The sequence below is a fragment of the Bacillus sp. EB106-02-03-XG38 genome (assembly GCF_058792175.1).
In genome coordinates, this window is record NZ_JBYTED010000005.1 from 86,318 (window position 1) to 107,976 (window position 21,659).

Below are 21,659 nucleotides of genomic sequence, written 5' to 3' on the forward strand. Positions count from 1 at the left end.
ATGGGAGACGTTATTGATATATATGGTTTATCACCTTTGCAAAAAGGAATACTGTTTCATACTTTATACGATCAAGATGATGAATATTCTTTTTCCTATATTGTACAAGTAGGTTTCTTGCTCGGGGGGCAATTGGATGTTGCTACTTTTGAAAAAGCTTGGAAATATGTTATTCAACGACATGAGGTTCTGCGCTCAGTATTTGTTTGGGAGGAAGTAGAAAAACCTCTACAAGCAGTTTACGAACGTCTTCCTTTTACTATTCATCAAGAGGATTGGAGTACCCATTCGCATGAGGAGAAGGAGAAGGAGAAGAAATTACACCAGTTTTTGACTGCAGATCGTAGGAAAGGATTTTTATTGGATGAAGCACCATTGATGAGAGTTACTGCGATTAAAGAAGCAGAAGGGGAAACGAGAATTATTTGGACACATCATCATATTTTGCTAGATGGTTGGAGTGTTTCATTGGTCTTTAGTGAAGTGATGGAAGTTTATCTCAAGATGATAAAGGGAGAATTGTTGGATCTTCCTAAATCTCTTCCTTATAAAAAATATATCCAGTGGATAAATAAACAAGATCAAAGTCAAGCAGAGGAATTTTGGAAAGAAGAATTAAAAGGGTTCTATGCACCTACGCCATTAGCGATGGAAAGAAAGGATCAAGGGCAGGAGAAGGGCTATGGAGAGTGTGTTTATCAGGTATCTGAGGAACTCACTGAGAATTTACAAGAGTGGGTACGAAATAGTCGATTAACATTGAATACGTTAGTACAAGGTGCATGGGCTTATTTGATGAGTAGATATAGCGGTGACAGTGACGTCGTATTTGGCGTAACTAGCGCTGGACGTCCTACTGATTTAATGGGAGCAGGGAATATGGTGGGGCTATTTATTAACACATTGCCTACCAGAATTCGATTAACGGATAATACATCAGTAGTAGATTGGCTTCGTAAAATACAAATGAAAGAAATGGAACGAAGACAGTATGAGTATAATTCGTTGATAGATATTCAAGGCTGGAGTGAGGTTCCGCGAAATAGCTCCTTATTTCATACCTTGTATGTGTTTGAAAATTATCCAATTCAAGGTGAGAGAAATGATGATTTAAGATTACTAGATGTTAAAAGTACGGAACAAACAAATTATCCTTTAACACTCATTGTAATGCCCGGTAAGAAAATTACTTTAAAGTTGATGTATGATCGAAGCTTTTTTAATGAAGAAACAATAAATCGGATCCAGAATCACTTATTGCAAATATTAATTCAGATGACGAAGAGCCTAGATTCAAAACTATTTGAAATTACTCATTTAACAGAAGAAGAACAGATACAGTTACTAGAGGAATGGAATCATACTCAAGTTAATTATTCGGCTGAAGGCATGGTTCATACAATGTTTGAGGAGCAAGTTAAAAAAACGCCGGAAGCAATCGCGGCTAGTTACGAAAATGAACAAATTACCTATAAAGAGTTGGATAAGCGTGCAAATCAGCTAGCTCATTATTTACAAAAGCATGGTGTAGGCCCAGAGTCTCTAGTTGGTGTATATATGGAACGTTCATTACAAATGATGATAGCGTTATTAGGTATTCTAAAATCAGGAGCAGCGTATGTTCCACTTGACCCTACTTATCCAGAGAGTCGGCTTCGATATATATTAGAGGATGCTGGAATCGAAGTACTAGTGACGGAAGAAAATTCTAAAAACTTGTTTGTATCTGAAAATATAGAAACGATTTGTATGAATAAAGATTACACTGCAATTGAAAAAGAAGAATCAACCCCATGTATAAGTGGTGTAACAGGAGAAAATTTAGCGTATGTTATGTATACTTCAGGATCTACAGGGAATCCAAAAGGAGTAATGATTGAGCATCATTCAGTAATTAATTATCTAGAATGGATGCAACATAAATATCCACTTTCTGAAAAGGATGTGGTCTTGCAGAAAACGCCATTCTCATTTGATGTCTCTGTTTGGGAATTGTTTTGGGGCATTCACGTTGGTGCAAGTGTATCTTTCTTACCTCCAGGTGGAGAAAAAGATCCTTCTATTATAGCTGAAGTTATTAAACAACATCAGGTCACTATAGTTCAATTTGTACCTTCGATGTTATCTGTTTTCTTAGATCAATTCAATCATATTGAATTGAACATGAATTGTTCCTCTGTACGCCATGTATTTTCTGGTGGAGAAGAACTAAGTTCAGGGTTAGTTAGACGATTTCAACAGAAATGGAATTATAGTGGACAAGTGAAATTAACCAACTTTTATGGACCAACTGAAGCCACTATTTATGTGAATGCATTTGATATTCAGCCTAATCAAGAATTTGTTTCTATTGGGCAGCCAATACAGAACACGCAATTATATGTATTAGACCAAAATCAACGCTTGCAATCAATAGGAACTGAGGGTGAGTTATATATTGGCGGTGCTGGTTTAGCGCGTGGATACTTAAATCGTCAGAATCTTACTGCTGAAAAATTCATTTCGCACCCATTTCGATTGGGGGAACGACTATATCGAACAGGAGATTCAGTAAGATATCTAACTGATGGAAATATAGAATTTATAGGTAGAATGGATCATCAAGTCAAAATGCGTGGTTTTAGGATTGAATTAGGAGAAATTGAAGCAACTTTAGAAAAATGTTCGTTTATTAAAGAGGCTGTCGTATTAGTTAGAGAAGATCGTCCAGGTGATCAACGATTGGTTGCATATGTAATAAGCGATGGAAATACCCAAGAGTGGAGAGAGTATTTACAAAAACAATTACCGAATCATATGATTCCAGCGCACTTTATAGAGTTAGAACACTTTCCGCTTACTCCGAATGGGAAAATCGACCGAAAGGCCTTGCCAGCACCTGATGAGCAAGCTATTGAAGATTTAAATGTGCTACCTCGGACACCATCGGAAGAGCTTATTGCCTCGGTTTGGAGTCAAGTGTTAGGAACAGAAAATATTGGCATTCAGGATTCCTTCTTTGAACGTGGTGGGCACTCACTACTTGCTACTCAAATCGTCTCTCGATTGCAAGAACTGTTCCAAATTAAAATTCCATTACGTGAACTTTTCAAGCACGATACAGTGGAAGCATTGGCGAAACGAGTGAATCAATTACGAAAAGAAGATAAAAAACGAGAGGTTGCTCCCCTTGTACCTATGAAACGAGAAGAAGTTATCCCACTTTCCTATGCGCAGAAACGTCTATGGTTTATTAATCAATTAATGCCAAATAGTGCTATGTACAATATCCATGCAGCGTGTCGCTTAACAGGTGAATGGTCAATTGAAGCATTGGAGGTCGGATGGAATCAATTGTTGGAGCGTCATGAATCATTAAGGACGACAATTCTAGAACAAGAGGGTGAACCTTTTCAACAAGTTCAATCTCATGTATTCAGACATATTCCTCAAACGAATCTAACAGATCTCTCTTTGGAAGATAGAGAAAGAGAAATGAAACGCCTCATTCAAGACGAAGCTGAGGAACCATTTCATTTTGGACAAGGTCCTCTGATTCGAACACGAATATTGAAAGTGGACAGGGAAGAATGGATTCTCATTTGTACGATGCATCATATTATTTCAGATGGATGGTCAATGGGAATCTTACTTGAAGAGTGGATGGCTTTTTATGAAGGAGCATTAAGCGGCAAACCCGCGGAATTGAAGGAGTTATCTATCCAATATGCAGATTTTGTCATGTGGCAGAAGGAATGGCAAAAAGAAGAGAATTTGAATCAGCACCTTCAATATTGGAAGGAAGAATTATCTGGGGAACTACCGGTTTTACAATTACCGATGGATCGTCCTCGACCTGCAGTTCAAACCCATCGTGGTGCAAGTCAGTCCTTAATAGTGGCGAATTCCCTACAGGAAAAGCTCAAAGATTTAAGTCTGCAAGAAGGATGCACTTTATTTATGACATTGATGGCAGCGTATCAAAGCTTCCTTTCTCGTTATACAGGACAGGACGACATTATAGTTGGAAGCCCGATCGCTAATCGAAATGTGAAAGAGATTGAGGGATTAATAGGATTCTTTGCAAACACGTTGGTTTATCGGGCTGATTTCAGTGAAAATCCGACGTTCAAAGAACTTTTGTCGCAGGTAAGAAAAAAAGCGCTAAAAGCATACGAGTATCAGGACATCCCATTTGAGAAAGTGGTAGAATCCGTAAAACCTGAACGGAATACAAGTCATTCACCAATATTCCAAACTATGTTTACTTTACAGAATACGAAACAAGAGTTTGTTCAGCTATCTGAAAGACAAATGGAACTCATGGAAAGCCATGCTTCTGTTGCCAAATTTGATTTGAGTTTATTTGCTTCTGAGACGGAAGAAGGATTATCACTAACCTTTGAATATAATACTGATTTGTTTAATGATACAACCATTGAACGGATGGCAAGTCATTTTAAAAATTGGTTAAATCAAATTGTCTCTCATCCAAAATGTGTACTATCGGAACTGAATATGTTATCGAAAGTAGAATATAAGCAACTACTAGAGGAATGGAATAAATCGGGTGTTATAGATATGGAAGAAAGCACGATTCATACAATGTTTGAAGAACAAGTGGAAAAAACACCAGAAGCAATTGCAGTAGTGTGCGAAGATGAAGAACTAACATATCGAGAGTTGGACGAACGCTCGAATCAGTTGGCACATTATTTACAAAAAAATGGTGTAACATGCGAATCATTGGTTGGGATTTGCGTTACACGTTCATCCGAGATGATTGTCGGTCTCTTAGGAATTATGAAGGCGGGAGGAGCATATGTCCCAATTGATCCAGCGTATCCGGAAAGTCGACTGCAGTACATTTTAGAAGATGCTCAAATAAAGGTACTGGTGACACAGGAAAAGTTACAACAAAAAATGGTTATACCTAAATTCGTTGACGTGATTTGTATTGATGGTAATCGAGCAGAAATAGAACAAGAAGTAACTACGGTATGTATGAGTGAAGTGACGGCCGATAACTTAGCCTATATTATCTATACTTCAGGTTCCACTGGAAATCCAAAGGGAGTAATGATTGAGCACAGGAATACAGTAACAATGATTCATTGGGCGCATCACACGTATTCCCGAAAGGAATTAGCGGGAGTGTTAGCTTCAACTTCGCTATCTTTTGATTTATCCGTTTTTGAAGTATTTGTTCCCTTAACGATGGGTGGTAAGGTGATTGTCACTGAAAATGCTTTACATCTAGAGAAGTTGTCTTCCAAAGGTGTAACTTTGGTTAATACTGTGCCATCGGCAGCGAAGGAACTGGTTCGAACAAAAACAATACCTTCTTCGGTAAAGGTGATGAATTTGGCTGGAGAACCATTGCCATATTCGCTTGTTCAAGATTTATACGAGAGAAGTACGATTGAAAAGGTGTACAACCTATATGGACCGTCCGAAGATACTACGTATTCCACGTATATGGAATTAGAAAAGGGTGTCATGCATAGGGTACCACCAATTGGTAAACCAATATTCAATACAGAAGTATATGTACTGAGTGCCGAACAAAAAATGGTTCCAATTGGTGTAGTTGGTGAGCTATACATTGGTGGATCAGGGTTAGCACGTGGATATTTAAACCGCCCTGACTTAACGCAAAATCGTTTTATATCGCATCCGTTTAAAGAAGGAGAGCGAGTATACCGGACTGGAGATCTAGTAAGGTATTTACCAGATGGAAATTTGGAGTATGTTGGACGAATCGATCATCAAGTAAAAATTCGTGGGTTCCGGATTGAACTAGGAGAAATTGAAGCGGCATTACAAAGGCATACATTAGTTAACGAAGCTATTGTGATGGTGCGGGAAGATTATCCTGGTGATCCGCGTTTGATCGCTTATGTTGTAGGAGACGGGGATGCTCAACAGTGGCGTGATTATCTCAAGGATCAACTACCAAATTATATGATTCCAGCCTATTTTGTTGGATTAAATGCATTTCCACTCACTCCTAATGGGAAAATTGATAGGAAGGCCTTACCAGCACCAGAGAGACAGGAGATAGCAAGTGGTTATATTGCTCCTCGTACGTCTACGGAAAAAACAATCGTTTCGATATGGCATGAAGTTTTAGGTATGGAAAACATCGGAATTCAAGATTCGTTTTTTGAAATTGGTGGCCATTCACTACTCGCTACGCAAGCTGTTTCCAATCTTAAAGAGGCTTTTGGAATCGAGATACCATTGCATGATTTATTTATGTTTCATACGGTGCAGCAATTGGCGGAACAGATTGATCAATTGCTCTATAACAAAAATCAAGAAATGCAGAATGATAGTAAGGAGAATGTAAGTCTTCAAGACTATATTCAAAAAGAAGCAGAAGTCAGTAATGATGAAGAATTACTAGAACTGCTTAAGCAATTAGAAGAGCTATCAGAGGAAGAAGCACAAGGGATATTCGAGAGTAATTTGATTGAGGAAGGGGTAAAAAAATGAGAAGTGATTTACTTGCAAAGCTGAGTTCACTTTCTCCTGAGAAGAGAGCATGGCTTCAGAAGCAAATGCAAAAAAAGGAGAATAAAGAAGCACTCCCGTTGTCTTATGCACAACAACGTTTGTGGTTTATGGACAGATTTAACCCAAACAGTTCTTTATATAATATTCCAACAGTATGGCATCTAAAAGGAAATTGGATACCTGAAGCATTAGAGAAGGGATTCAATCGACTCATTGAACGTCATGAATCACTACGAACTGTTTTTAAAGAAATAGGAGAACAGCCTGTGCAACAAATTGTCGAATTCCTTCCTAGAGCATTACCTGTAAGAGATTACTCTCAACTTCCTCTAGAAGTAAAAGAAAAAGAGGTAGATAGTTTAATTGCGAGAGAAGCGCAAGAACCATTTGATTTAATGAATGGTCCTTTAATTCGTAATCAGCTTGTTCAATTAGAGAAGGATGAATGGTTATTACTGTGTACGATGCATCATATTATTTCTGATGCTTGGTCCATTGGTATATTCATGAATGAATTACTTGCTTTCTATGAAGAAGAAACGGGCGGAAATCCTGCTAAATTAAGTTCACTATCTATTCAATATGCAGACTTTGCGAAGTGGCAAAAGGAGTGGTTGCAAGGTGATGTGCTAAATCGTCAGCTTACGTATTGGCAGGAAGAATTGTCTGGTGAGCTTCCTATCTTACAACTGCCAGTGGATCGACCTCGACCGGTTAAGCAGACTTACTCTGGGGCTGCGTATCATGTAATTTTTCCTTATAAATTGCTCAGTCAATTGAAGGATATAAGTCGACAAGAAGGATCTACTTTATTTATGACTTTAATGGCAGCATACCAGAGCTTTCTTGCTCGTTATACGGGACAAAAAGATATTCTAGTTGGTAGTCCGATTGCAAATCGGAACCATAAGGGAGTAGAAGGATTAATTGGTTTCTTTGTTAATACGTTGGTTTATCGATCAGATTTGAGTGGCACCCCTACTTTTCGGGAGGTTTTGAACCAAACAAAGAAAAAGGCGTTAACAGCTTACGAATATCAAGATATACCATTTGAAAAAGTGGTAGAAGCTGTGCAACCTGAACGAAGCATGAGTCATTCCCCTATATTTCAGACCATGTTTACGCTACAGAATATAAAACAAGAACGACTAAATTTGCCTGATAGAAGTATTGAAATGGTAGAAAGTAATATGTCTATTGCTAAATTTGATTTGAGCTTAACTGCCTATGAAGTGGAAGAAGGTCTATTTGTCTCATTTGAATACAACACGGATTTATTTGATAGTAGTACCATTGCACGTATGGCAGGACATTTTGAGAACTGGCTAAATGAAATCACGTATTATCCAGATGAATCATATACAAAGCTGTCAATGTTATCGGATACCGAGCAAAAACAACTCCTAGAAGAATGGAATGATACGGACGTAGTTTATGGTCATGATTGTATGATTCATGAGCTATTTGAGCAGCAAGTTGCACGGACACCTGATGCAGTGGCGGTAGTTTATGAGGGTGGAAAGCTAACATATCAAGAACTTAATGAAAAATCGAATCAATTGGCACATTTTCTACAAAAACGAGGTATCGGACCTGAATCATTGGTCGGTATATGTATTGAACGTTCTCCTGATATGATTATCGGTCTCTTTGGGATTTTGAAGGCAGGTGGGGCTTATGTCCCACTGGATCCAAGTTATCCCGAAAATCGCCTGAGATATATTTTGGAGAATTCACAAATTCAAGTGCTGTTAACAAAAGAGGCACTACAGGACTGGTTACCTAAAGATATTCAAGCAATTTGTTTAGACCGGGATCAAGTAATGATTTCTAAAGAGAGTAATTTAGCTCCGGTGAGTGGAGTAACAGCAAATAACTTAGCCTATATTATATACACTTCGGGTTCGACGGGAAATCCAAAGGGGGTAATGATTGAACATCATTCCGTTATCAATCGCCTACAGTGGATGCAGAAAAAATACCCATTGTCCGAGGACGATACAATCTTACAAAAGACACCGTTTTCGTTTGATGTTTCTGTCTGGGAATTATTTTGGTGGTCATTTGTAGGAGCACGTGTTTGTTTACTTCCACCAGGAGGAGAGAAAGATCCTGCGGTGATTGAGGAGTATATTGAACGATATCGTGTGACCACCATGCATTTTGTTCCGTCGATGTTATCTACTTTCTTGGATTACATGGAACAATATAACTCAAAAAGGAATGTTTCGTCCTTAAATCAGGTTTTTACTAGTGGAGAAGCATTAAATACGGAACAGGTTCGCCGGTTTAAGGGGGTATTTTATGATGTTCAGCAAACAAAGTTAATTAACTTGTATGGTCCTACTGAAGCGACTGTGGATGTGACTTATTATGATTGTGATTTAGAAAAAGAACCAATACTTATTCCGATTGGTCGTCCGATTGATAATACAGAGTTGTATGTGTTAGATCAATATCAACAAGTGGTCCCGATTGGTGTGGCAGGGGAACTTTACCTTGGAGGAGTAGGATTGGCACGTGGCTACTTAAATCGACCAGATTTAACTACTGAACGTTTTATTCCGCATCCCTTTAAGGACGGGGAACGATTATATCGAACGGGTGACTTGGTGAGATATATGAATGATCGTAACTTGGAATATATTGGAAGAATAGATGACCAAGTCAAAATTAGAGGATTCCGAATTGAATTGGGAGAAATTGAAGCAGCTTTACATGATCACTCATCTGTAAAAGAAGCAGTCGTGTTGGTGAAGGAAGATCGACCAGGAGATAAGCAGTTAGTAGCTTATGTAGTGGGCGAAGGGGGTACTGGAGAGTGGCGTGAATATCTCAAGAAGCAACTGCCACATTATATGGTTCCAGCATACTTTTTCCAAATTGAAGGTATGCCACTCACTCCAAATGGTAAGGTGAATCGGAAAGCCTTACTGGAATTAGAAGAACAGTTCGTAAGTGAAGATATTACTTCATCACGAACACCAGTGGAGGAGCTTATCGTTTCCGTTTGGAGCCAAGTGTTAGGAATAAAAAATATTAGTGTTCAGGATTCCTTTTTTGAAATTGGTGGTCATTCACTACTCGCTACTCAAGTAGTGTCACGTTTACAGGGAATTTTTCAAATCGAATTACCAGTACGTGAACTATTTGAATATACAACGGTGGAGTCACTGGCAAAGCGATTAGATCAGTTACGTAAAGGAGATAAAAAACGAGAGATTCCGCCACTAATACCAATGAAACGGGGAGAAGCTATTCCACTATCTTATGCCCAACAACGCTTATGGTTTATTGATCAATTTACACCTAATAGTGCCCTTTACAATATGCCAATGGTATGCCGCCTTACAGGGAATTGGCTACTTGAAGCATTGGAAACGGGATGGAATCAACTAATAGAACGTCATGAATCACTGCGGACGGTCTTTCACGAAGTGAACGGTCAACCCGTACAGCAAATTGAACCGTATGCTTTTCAATCAATTCCGAAAACGGATTTAACTATGCTTTCTTCTGAAGATCAAGAAGAAGAAGTTAAACGTTTAATTCAACAAGAAACAGAAGTGCCATTTGATTTAACAGAGGGTCCATTAATCAGGACAAGTATTTTGCACGTGGGAGAAGAAGAATGGATACTCCTTTGTACTCTACATCATATCATTTCAGATGGATGGTCAATGGGAATCCTACTTGAAGAATGGATGGCATTTTATGAGAAAGCAACGGATGGAAAGGTAGCGGAACTTGAACCATTACCGGTTCAATATGCCGACTTTGCTCAGTGGCAAAAAGGATGGCTAAAGGAGGAGGTGCTTGATCAACAACTCCAATATTGGAGGGAAGAATTGTCTGGGGAGCTTCCTGTACTCCAACTTCCTATGGATCGCCCGCGTCCCGCAATACAAACACATCACGGGTCGACATACACTCTGGTTCTGCCAAGCACGCTACATGATAAATTGAATGAACTTAGTCGAAAAGAAGGGGCTACACTCTTCATGACGCTTTTAGCTGCATATCAAAGTTTTCTATCTCGTTATACGGGACAAGAAGATATTCTGGTCGGAAGCCCAATTGCGAATCGGAATTATAGAGAAATTGAAGGACTAATTGGTTTCTTCGTTAACACGCTGGTTTATCGAGCTAATTTGAGTGGTAGACCGACATTTCAAGATGTACTGTATCAGGTTCGTCAAAAGGCATTGAAGGCGTATGAATATCAAGATATTCCATTTGAAAAAATTGTAGAAGTTGTGCAACCGGAGCGAAGTACAAGTCATTCGCCAATCTTCCAGACTATGTTCATCTTGCAAAATATGAAACAAGAGTTTCCGGTGTTATCTAGTAGAAGTATTGAAATGATAGAAAGCCATAGTCCAATTGCAAAGTTTGATTTAAGTGTAATGGCAGCTGAGACGGAAGAGGGATTACTTTTTACTTTTGAGTACAATAAGGATTTATTCAATGCTACTACTATTGAACGGATGGCAGGACACTTTGAGAAATGGCTACATGAAGTTTCTCATCGCCCACAAAATCCGTTGCATGACCTGAGCATGCTATCAGAACCCGAGCGTACTTTGTTATTAGAAACATGGAATGACACTGTAATGGAAATGTCTCATCAGAGTCTTGTTTGCGACAGATTTGAGGAGCAAGTAGCAAGGCGTCCTGATGCGATTGCGGTAGTTGATCATACAAAACAGTGGACTTATGGTGAACTGGATAAAAAAGCAAATCAGTTGGCAAATGTTTTACAGCGAAAGGGAGTAGCTCCAGAGTCAGTGGTAGGAGTTTATCTTCCGAGGTCAGCTGAGCTGATAGCAAGTTTATTAGGCATTTTAAAAGCTGGAGGAGCTTATGTCGTTTTAGATCCGTTATATCCAAAATCAAGGTTAGAATACATGATTGAAGATGCGGGAATTCAATTTGTAGTGACGGCAGAAGGACAAGAAGGGCATTTCGCACACGTCGAAATGGTGAGGTTAGAAGAGTTAACGGTGGAAAGCGTAATCGCACCTACACGTCAAATAAATCCAGAGAACTTAGCCTATATTGTCTATACCTCTGGTTCTACAGGAAAACCGAAGGGTGTCATGGTTGAATATCGGTCATTAATGAATATGGTTTCTTGGCATCAGGAAGTTTATCATATTTCAGCAGAGGATCGTGCGACTCAGATTGCAGGGGTTGCTTTTGATTCGGCTGTCCAGGAGATTTGGCCGTATCTAACTGCTGGCGCAGCGCTCTACTTGTCAACAGAGGAACTGAGAATTAATCCAGAAGCACTAAGAGATTGGCTCATTGATTCACGAATAACAGCTAGCTTTGCACCTACACCTATACTGGAAAGGCTCTTGAAATTATCTTGGCCAGATAAAACGGATCTTCGTTTTATCATTACTGGTGGGGATCAATTAACGCAGTATCCATCTAACAATATTCCTTTTGCGGTAATTAATCAGTATGGTCCATCGGAAAATACCGTTGTTACCACAGATTGTTATGTACCCGTAGGAGTGACAACAGGTACGCCATCGATTGGTCGACCGATTGCGAATACAGAAGTTTATGTGTTAGATTCTCATCTTCAGTTAGTACCAATTGGTGTAATTGGAGATCTCTATATTGGAGGGAAGAGTCTTGCACGTGGATATGCTAATCGTCCGGATCTTACAAAGGAAAAATTTATTCCACATCCTTTCAAGTCAGGAGAACGTCTCTATTATACAGGAGACAAAGCAAGTTATCTTTCTGATGGTAATCTCCAGTTCCATGGACGTATAGATGACCAAGTGAAAATTCGTGGTTTCCGGATTGAGTTGGGAGAAATAGAAGCTGTTTTGCAGGCACATTCTTCTGTGAAAGAAGCAGTTGTATTGGTACGAGAGGATCATCAAGGTGATAAGAGATTAGTAGCTTATGTAGTTGGTGAAGGAAGTGTCCATGAATGGCGAGAATATCTACAAACACATTTACCAAATTACATGGTTCCAACAAACTTTATTGAGATGGAATTTTTACCACTTACACCGAATGGAAAACTTGATTTGAAGGCATTGCCTATACTTAGTGAACAATCCGCTGAAAATACTGTATACCCAAGAACTCCGCTGGAAGAACTTATTGCTTCAGTGTGGAGTCAAGTGCTAGGAATAAGAGACATTGATGTTCAGGATTCTTTCTTTGAGCTCGGTGGTCACTCTCTACTTGCTACACAAGTGGTCTCACGCTTACAGGAAGTCTTTCAAATCAAATTGCCAGTACGTGAACTGTTCGAATATTCAACGGTCGAGGCATTATCGAAACGAATAGATCAGTTACGTAAGGGGAGCGAAAAACGAGAAATTCCATCATTGGTGCCGGTGGAACGCGGAAATAATATGCCACTATCTTATGCCCAACAGCGTTTATGGTTTATTGATCAATTTGCACCTAATAGTGCACTTTATAATATGCCAATGGTATGCCGCCTTACAGGGAATTGGTCACCAGAGGCATTGGAGTTGGGATGGAATCGGTTGATAGAGCGTCATGAATCTTTGCGGACTGTATTTTATGAAGAAGATGGCCATCCTGTGCAGCAGATTCAACCGTACGTTTTCCGTCCGCTTCTGCAAATGGACTTAACTAAGCTTTCATTAGAGGAGCGAGAAAGAAAGTTGGAGCAATGGATTCAAACTGAAGTCGAATCTCCATTTGATTTAGAACAAGGGCCATTGTTCCGTGGGAAACTCATAAGAATTTCAGAAGAAGAATGCGTTCTTTTGTGTAATATGCATCATATTATCTCGGATGGATGGTCGATGGAAATCTTGCTTCAAGAATGGATGGCATTTTATGAGAATGCGATTGGTGAAAAACAAGCAGAGCTGGAACCACTACCAGTTCAATATGCCGATTTTGCTCAGTGGCAAAGAGAATGGTTGAAAGATGAAGTACTATATCAACAACTTGCATATTGGAAGGAAGAATTATCTGGTGAGTTACCAGTCTTAATGTTGCCCATGGATCGTCCGCGTCCGCCAGTGCAAAACCATCATGGATTAACTCATAATGTTTTGTTATCGCGCTCATTACTGGACAAATTAAACGAACTAAGTCGTCAAGAAGGGGCCACACTTTTCATGACCTTATTGGCATCGTATCAAAGTTTCCTTGCTCGTTATACAGGACAAACGGATATTATTGTTGGCAGCCCAATTGCAAATCGAAATTATCAAGAAATTGAAGGACTGATTGGTTTCTTTGTCAATACATTGGTTTATCGAGCTGATTTAAGTAATGCACCGGCATTTCAAGAGTTGTTGTCTCAAGTGCGGATAAAAGCATTGAAGGCGTATGAGTATCAAGATGTTCCGTTTGAGAAAATTGTAGAGGTTATCCAACCTGAACGAAATACAAGCTATTCTCCGATTTTCCAAACCATGTTTACTTTGCAAAATGCGGGACAGAAGCTACCAGAACTACATGGAAGAAATATAGAAGTAATGGAAAGTAATGCTCCAATCGCTAAGTTTGATTTAAGTTTAACTGCTGCAGAAGTCGAAGAGGGTTTATTACTTACTTTTGTTTATAGAACTGATTTATTTGATAGCTTAACTATTGAATCCATGGCTGAACATTTTGGGAACTGGTTGAATGTAATCGTGGAGAATCCTGATAAATCATTAGCTAAGTTGCCTATATTAACAGGATTACAGCAAAAACAGTTGGAAGAGTGGAATAATGATGTTGTAGCATATCCGCAGGAAAGTACGATTCATCAGCTGTTTGAAGAGCAAGTAAATCGTACACCTGATGCGGTAGCAGTGATAGATGAAAAACAGCAGTTAACATATCGAGAGCTGAATGAAAAAGCTAATCAATTGGCCCACTATCTTCAGCAATGTGGGATTGGGACTGAATCATTAGTTGGACTTTGCTTTGAGCGTTCAGTTGAGATGATTGTTGGTATTATGGGAATCTGGAAGGCTGGAGCAGCATATGTTCCATTGGATCCATCATATCCAGAAAGTCGCATACGATATATTTTGGAGGACACTGGAATTCAAGTATTAGTTACGAATGAGTCATTAGAAGGTTGGATACCTAAAGAAGTCAAGGCAGTTTGTCTAGATAGGGATCAAGCAATGATTTCAAAAGAAAGCATTCTTTCACCAAAATGTGAAGTAACAGGAGAAAACCTAGCGTATGTTATCTATACTTCGGGATCGACGGGGAATCCAAAGGGTGTCTTGATACAGCATCATTCTGTAATAAACTTGTCGCATGGTTTACAAAAAGAGGTTTTCGAACATGAGATACGATCTAACATGCACGTCGGTTTAAATGCGTCAATTGCCTTTGATGCATCTATTCAGCAATTACAAATGCTATTATATGGTTCAAGTTTGTATATTATTCCAAATGAAGTACGAAGTGATCCGGAGCAGTTTGTAGCTTATATTAGGGAGAACAAGTTAGAAATCTTTGATATAACACCTTCATTACTTCAATTACTTTTAGATGTCGGATTGTTAGAAACGTGCGATGGTGTTCATGTTCCGAGTAAGGTACTGGTTGGTGGCGAAGCGATTATACCTTCATTATGGGAACAGCTAGTAGAGACTGATAAAATGGAGTTTTATAATGTATATGGTCCTACAGAATGTACGGTTGATGCAACCTGCTACCATATTAAAAAAGATAGTAAGAGAGTAACAATTGGGCGTCCGTTGCCGAACGTTCAAACTTATGTATTAGATAGAAATAGGTTGCCAGTTCCAGTTGGTGTGATGGGGGAACTGTATATCGGAGGAGCAGGTCTAGCAAGGGGGTACTTGAATCGTCCAGAGTTAACATCCGAACGATTTATTTCACATCCTTTCAAAGAAGACGAGAGGTTATATAGAACGGGTGATCTTGTGAGATATCTTCCTGATGGTAATATAGAATACTTAGGAAGAATGGATAATCAAGTGAAGATTAGAGGATTTCGAATTGAACTTGGAGAGATTGAGTCGACCTTACAGGAGCATTACTTAGTAAAAGAGGCAGTTGTAATGGTTAGGGGAAATCAGTCGGGAGATAAGAGGCTGGTAGCTTATGTAGTGGGCGAAGGCAGTTTAGAAGAATGGCGAGAGTATCTTAAAACAAAACTGCCAATCCATATGATACCTTCCTACTTTGTCGAAATGAAAGAATTACCGCTAACCATAAATGGAAAGATTGATCGGAAATCGCTACCTATACCAGATTATCAAGGAACACAAGAAGGATACGTGGCCCCAAGAAATGAACGTGAACATAAGCTTTCTATCATTTGGGAACGTGTACTAGGTTCAAAACGTATTGGTATGAATGATAACTTCTTTGAAATTGGTGGAGATTCAATTCTTAGCATTCAGCTTGTCTCGCGCGCGAAGCAAGCTGGTTTACAATTGACACCAAAACAAATATTTGAACACCAAACGATTGCTGAGTTGGCGCAAGTAGTCAAAGAAGAACAAGGTGTACAAGCTGAACAGGGAATTATAACTGGAGAGACGATACTTACACCTATTCAACAAAGGTTTTTTGCACAAAATCATCCTAACCCACATCATTGGAATCAATCCATGTTCTTTAGAACGAAAGAGAAATTGGACATAGGATCACTGGAAAAGGCGGCAGGTAACCTTCTACTTCATCATGATGCTCTGCGTTTAAGATATGAACGTTTACCTAATGGGGTTTGGAAACAGTGGAATGAAGGAATAGAAGAACAATTGATGCTTACTGTCATTTCATTAGACGAAGTGCCGGAAGCTGATTGGCATCAGGTTATTCAAAAAGAGATTAATGTTGCACAAGAAAGTTTGAATTTACATGATGGTCCGTTAATGAGAATGGTGTATTTTGATGAAGGTGAGCACGCTGGCCGATTATTTTGGACAATTCATCATTTAGCCGTGGATGGTGTTTCTTGGCGAATTTTATTGGAAGATTTGCAAACAGCATATAAGCAAGTAGTCCAAGGGCAGAAAATTCAATTACCTATGAAGAGTACATCTTTTAAAGAATGGTCGGAGAAATTACATCATTACGCTGAAACTGGACTATCAAAAGAAGTGCTACATTACTGGGATGAGCAGGCTGAACAAGACGTAGTTAAATTGCCGGTAGATGGTACTATAAGTAATCCAGTAAGCGCAGTAACTGAGGAAATTACTGTGGTGTTAAATGAGAATGAGACCCGTATGTTATTGCAAGAAACTTTAAGCACTCACCGTGTCCAAATCAATGAAGTATTATTAGCAGCATTAGTACAAGCTACGGCAGCATGTACGGGGCAGTCGATATTGAGCGTAGATTTAGAGGGACATGGTCGAGAAGAGATTATTGAAGATGTTGATTTATCGAGAACTGTGGGATGGTTTACAAGTATTTACCCAGTTCATTTAAATATTACTAGTGCTAATACGCCAATTGCAGCATTAAAAGCAGTTAAAGAACAAGTTCGCAAAATTCCTAATAAGGGTGTTGATTATGGGGTGTTGCGTTACATGAACGCAACAATGTGTGAGCAATTAAGCTCCCAATATACACCGTCTATTAGTTTTAACTATCTTGGACAATTTGACCAAATGTTTTCTAGCGATGCAATGTTTATTCCGGAGAACGAATTTAAGCGTTTAGATCATGCTGCCGGTTCCAAGCGATCGCATGTAATTGATGTAATTGGGGTTGTAACGGATGGAAAACTTCAGTTCACTTGGGTATACAATGTTGGACAATTTGCCAAATCAACGATTCAAAGTATTGCACAGAATATGCTATATCAACTGAGTACATTGATTCAATTTTCAGACAGAGAATCTGCACTGACCATTTCGGATTTTGCAATGGCTAATCTTAGCCAAGAAGGTTTGACAAATGTACTAAACAAAATGCATCGCGGAAAGAAGAATCAGATTACCGATTTATATCCACTATCACCTTTGCAAGAAGGTATGATTTTCCACACATTGCATGACCAAGGGGATGAACATGTTGCACCGTATATAGTGCAATTGAGTTTTATGATTCGAGGAAAAATGAATATTCCTACATTTGAGCAGGCGTGGAAATCTGTAATTCAGCGGCATGAAATTTTTCGTACAGCATTTGTATGGGACGAAATTGAAGAACCTGTACAAGTGGTATATGAAAATATCCCATTTAAAGTGAACAAAGAAGACTGGCGTACAATGACAAGTGAAGAGATAGAGGAAAAAAGAAAAGTCTTTTTGGCATTAGATCGAAAACTAGCCTTCCAATTTGATGAAGCACCATTGATGCGGGTAACAGTCATTCAAGAAGGTGAGGAAGAATATCGGATTGTTTGGACCCATCACCATATTTTACTGGATGGATGGAGTTTACCATTAGTATTTAATGAATTACTTACAGTCTATCAGAAGAGAATGAATGGAGAAGCTGTGAAGTTACCTAAGTCCTCACCATATAAGAAATATATCCAATGGTTAAGAGAGCAAGATAAGGAGCGGGCGGAACAATTCTGGAGAGAGAAGCTAAAAGGTTTTACTGCGCCAACTTTGCTGGGCTTAGAAAGTAAAGAGGAAGAAAAAGGTTACACAGAGAAGGTTACGTATTTATCAGAAGAGCAGACTCAAGCGTTACAAGGATGGGCGAAACGCAATAAACTTACTTTGAGTACAGTAATTCAAGGTGCATGGGCATATCTCATGAGCCGATATAGTGGAGAAAATGACATTGTTTTTGGTGTAACAAGCTCAGGGCGTTCTACGGAGATTATTGATGTTGAAAACATCGTAGGTCCTTTCATTACAACGTCACCGACGCGAATTCAATTGATGGATGATATAAAAGTAATAGATTGGTTGCAGAAGATACAAGAGGAAGAGATAGAAAGAAGACAATATGAGTATGCTTCTTTGACAGAGATTCAGGGGTGGAGTGAAGTTCCTAGAGGAACACCGCTGTTCAATAGTTTATATGTGTTTGAAAATTATCCGGTGAAAGAGGAGTCTTCAGGAAATCTGGAAATTGGTGAATTGGAAGGAGTAGAACAAACCCACTACCCATTAGGGTTGGCTGTAGTTCCAGGACTCCAGTTATCGTTAAAGTTAATGTATGACCGTAGTAAGTTTAATAAATTAACTATTAAAAGAATGTTGGGTCATTTACGCCAAGTATTAATGCAAATGCTCAAAAACATTGATCAAACTCTGTCGGAACTTGTATATATTACGGAAGCTGAACAAAGGCAAGTTTTGGACGAATGGAATGATAATACAATACCCTATCCACGTGAGAATGTAATTCATCAACTATTCGAAGAGCAAGTGAATCGTACACCAGATGCGGTGGCAGTAGTGGATGAAAAACAGCAACTAACGTATCGGGAGCTGAATGAAAGAGCTAATCAATTGGCCCATTATCTACAGAAATATGGAATTGGAACAGAGTCATTAGTTGGCCTTTGCTTTGAGCGTTCAGTTGAGATGGTTGTTGGTCTCATGGGAATTTGGAAGGCTGGAGCAGCCTATGTTCCATTAGATCCATTGAATCCGGAAAGCCGCCTGCAATATATTTTAGAAGACACGGGAATTAAAGTGTTAGTTACAAATGAGGTATTACTAGGATGGATACCTAAAGACATCAAGACAGTTTGCCTAGATAGGGATCAAGCAATGATTTCTCAAGAAAGTAAACTTTCACCAATATGTGAGGTTACAGGGGAAAACTTAGCGTATGTTATCTACACTTCCGGTTCGACAGGGAATCCAAAGGGGGCATTAGTACAGCACCATTCTGTAATAAACTTATCATATGGTTTACAAAAAGAAGTTTTCCCACATGAGATACCTAATAATATGAGAGTCGGTTTAAATGCGTCAATTGCCTTTGATGTATCTATTCAGCAATTACAAATGCTACTTTATGGTTCAAGTTTATATATTATTCCAAGCGAAGTGCGCACTAATCCGGAACAATTTGTGTCCTATATTAGGGAGAATGAGTTGGAAATGTTTGATATGACACCTTCATTACTTCAATTACTTATAGATGGAGGTTTGTTAGAAACGAGCGCTGACGTTCATGTACCAAGCAAGATATTGGTCGGTGGAGAAGCAATTATGCCGTCATTATGGGAACAGCTAGTAAAGACCGATAAAATTGAGTTTTACAATGTATATGGTCCTACAGAATGTACGGTTGATGCAACATGCTATCATATCAAAAAAGATAGTAAGAGGGTAACGATTGGCCGTCCGTTGCCTAACGTTAAAGCTTATGTATTGGATAAAAATATGTTACCTGTTCCAGTTGGTGTAACAGGGGAGCTATATATTGGTGGTGCAGGTATAGCGAGAGGATACTTGAATCGTCCAGAATTAACAGCCGAGCGATTCATCCGGCATCCATTTAATGAAGAAGAGCGTTTATATCGTACGGGAGATTTGGTTCGTTATTTACCTAATGGTAATTTAGATTACTTGAGAAGAATTGATAATCAAGTGAAAATTAGGGGCTTTCGTATTGAACTTGAAGAGATTGAAGCGAATTTAGAGAGGCATCCATTGGTAAAAGAAGCAGTAGTTTTGGTAACAGAGGATAAATTAGGAGAGCAGAGATTGGTTGCTTATGTAGTTGGAGATGGTAGTATGCATGATTGGCGTGAATATCTCAAGACACAAGTACCGAATTATATGGTTCCCGCACACTTTATTAAGGTAGACGAGATTCCTCTTACAACGAATGGAAAAGTTGATCGAAAGGCATTGAACAATTTAACTATTCAAAGAGAAAATAACTTCTCTACACCAATCATTCCAAGGGATGAAATTGAATATCAGTTGATTAAAATCTGGCAGGATGTCTTACAGATAGAAGATGTGTATGTAAATGATGATTTCTTTAATAGAGGAGGACACTCTCTCCTTGTAATTAAATTAGTTTCAAAAATTAGGGAGAAGTTTGGAAAAGAAATTAAAGTGTCTACATTGATTAAGAATCCAACAGTGGAAGGAATCGCATGCCTTATTCGTGATAAGCATGATATGACGAAATCAGTAGCAGCGCTAGTTCCACTACAAAAATCAGAAAAAAGACCTTTCTTCTGCGTTCATCCGTTTATGGGGAATGTATTCTGTTACATTCAACTAGCAAGATTACTTAAGAACCATTGTTCATTTTATGGTTTACAGAATCCTCTTATAGAAAAGGGAGAAATTGATGAGTTGGCCTTGCCGGAACTAATTCAACTTTACATTGAAGAAATAAAAAGTGTTCAGCCAGAAGGCCCATATCGTCTTGGGGGATGGTCTTTAGGCGGTGCAATTGCTTATGAAATCGCAACTGTGCTAAAGAATCAAGGTGAGGAAATTGAGTTGTTGGTACTCATGGATACTAAAGTACCTTCAAAGCAGGACTATAAAACGAGTGAGGATATGCTCTCATATATATCTAAGCATTTCATTCGTAGAGATCTTACTGAGCAGGAAGGAGGCCTCGTCCATCAACAAGATATGCTTGTGGAGCGATTAATTATTGAAGGCGTACTCCCACCTGATGCAGATCTTATGAATTTGAAGCAAGTTATCAATGCTCATAGGAAATGCCTGAACATAATGGCAGAGCATGACTTGATACCATACTTTGAGGAAGTTATCTACTTTAGTGCTGAGGAGGGAAAAGAGTTGTTTACAGATTGGGGACCTTTATTAAAAGGAAGAGTAAATAAGTATTCTGTCCCTGGATCACATGAAGAAATAGTGAGCTCCCCGGCAGTTGAAAAGATAGCTAAGTACCTATTAAATGAATTTGAAGGGATAAAAGAAACATCCCTTTCATTAACTGAAAAGTAGAGAGTGCAAAAGATGCAACGCTATGAACGAAAAGGGCAGCCCAATAACTGCAAATAAAGTGTAGGCAATAATGAATATATCAAGAGTATTACTTTTTAAGAGGATAATGGAAAAATTACTTGATAGAGACATAGAAACCTATATGAGTTGCTCATAGAATGATGTAAATGCTCTCCATTTTTTGTAATAGAAGCTAATGCTTTGATGATATTACTGAGGAAAGGTGTATATTTTCATTGATATGTAAATATGCACCTTTTCTATTGTATTTGCGATTTAATAAAGTTAATTTGAATTTATGTA

The 21,659-nt window shown here is 38.8% G+C and carries 2 protein-coding genes; both read left to right on the top strand.

The annotated features are described in order from the left end of the window. A complete protein-coding gene (locus AC3WTI_RS21245) occupies positions 1-6,477 on the top strand; it encodes an amino acid adenylation domain-containing protein (protein WP_492304397.1) in 6,477 nt (2,158 codons plus the stop codon). Further along, positions 6,474-21,356, top strand: a complete 14,883-nt coding sequence (locus AC3WTI_RS21250; RefSeq protein WP_492304398.1) for a non-ribosomal peptide synthetase — start codon at positions 6,474-6,476, stop codon at positions 21,354-21,356. Before AC3WTI_RS21245 ends, AC3WTI_RS21250 begins: the two co-directional genes overlap by 4 nt. The last annotated feature ends 303 nt before the right edge of the window (positions 21,357-21,659 follow it).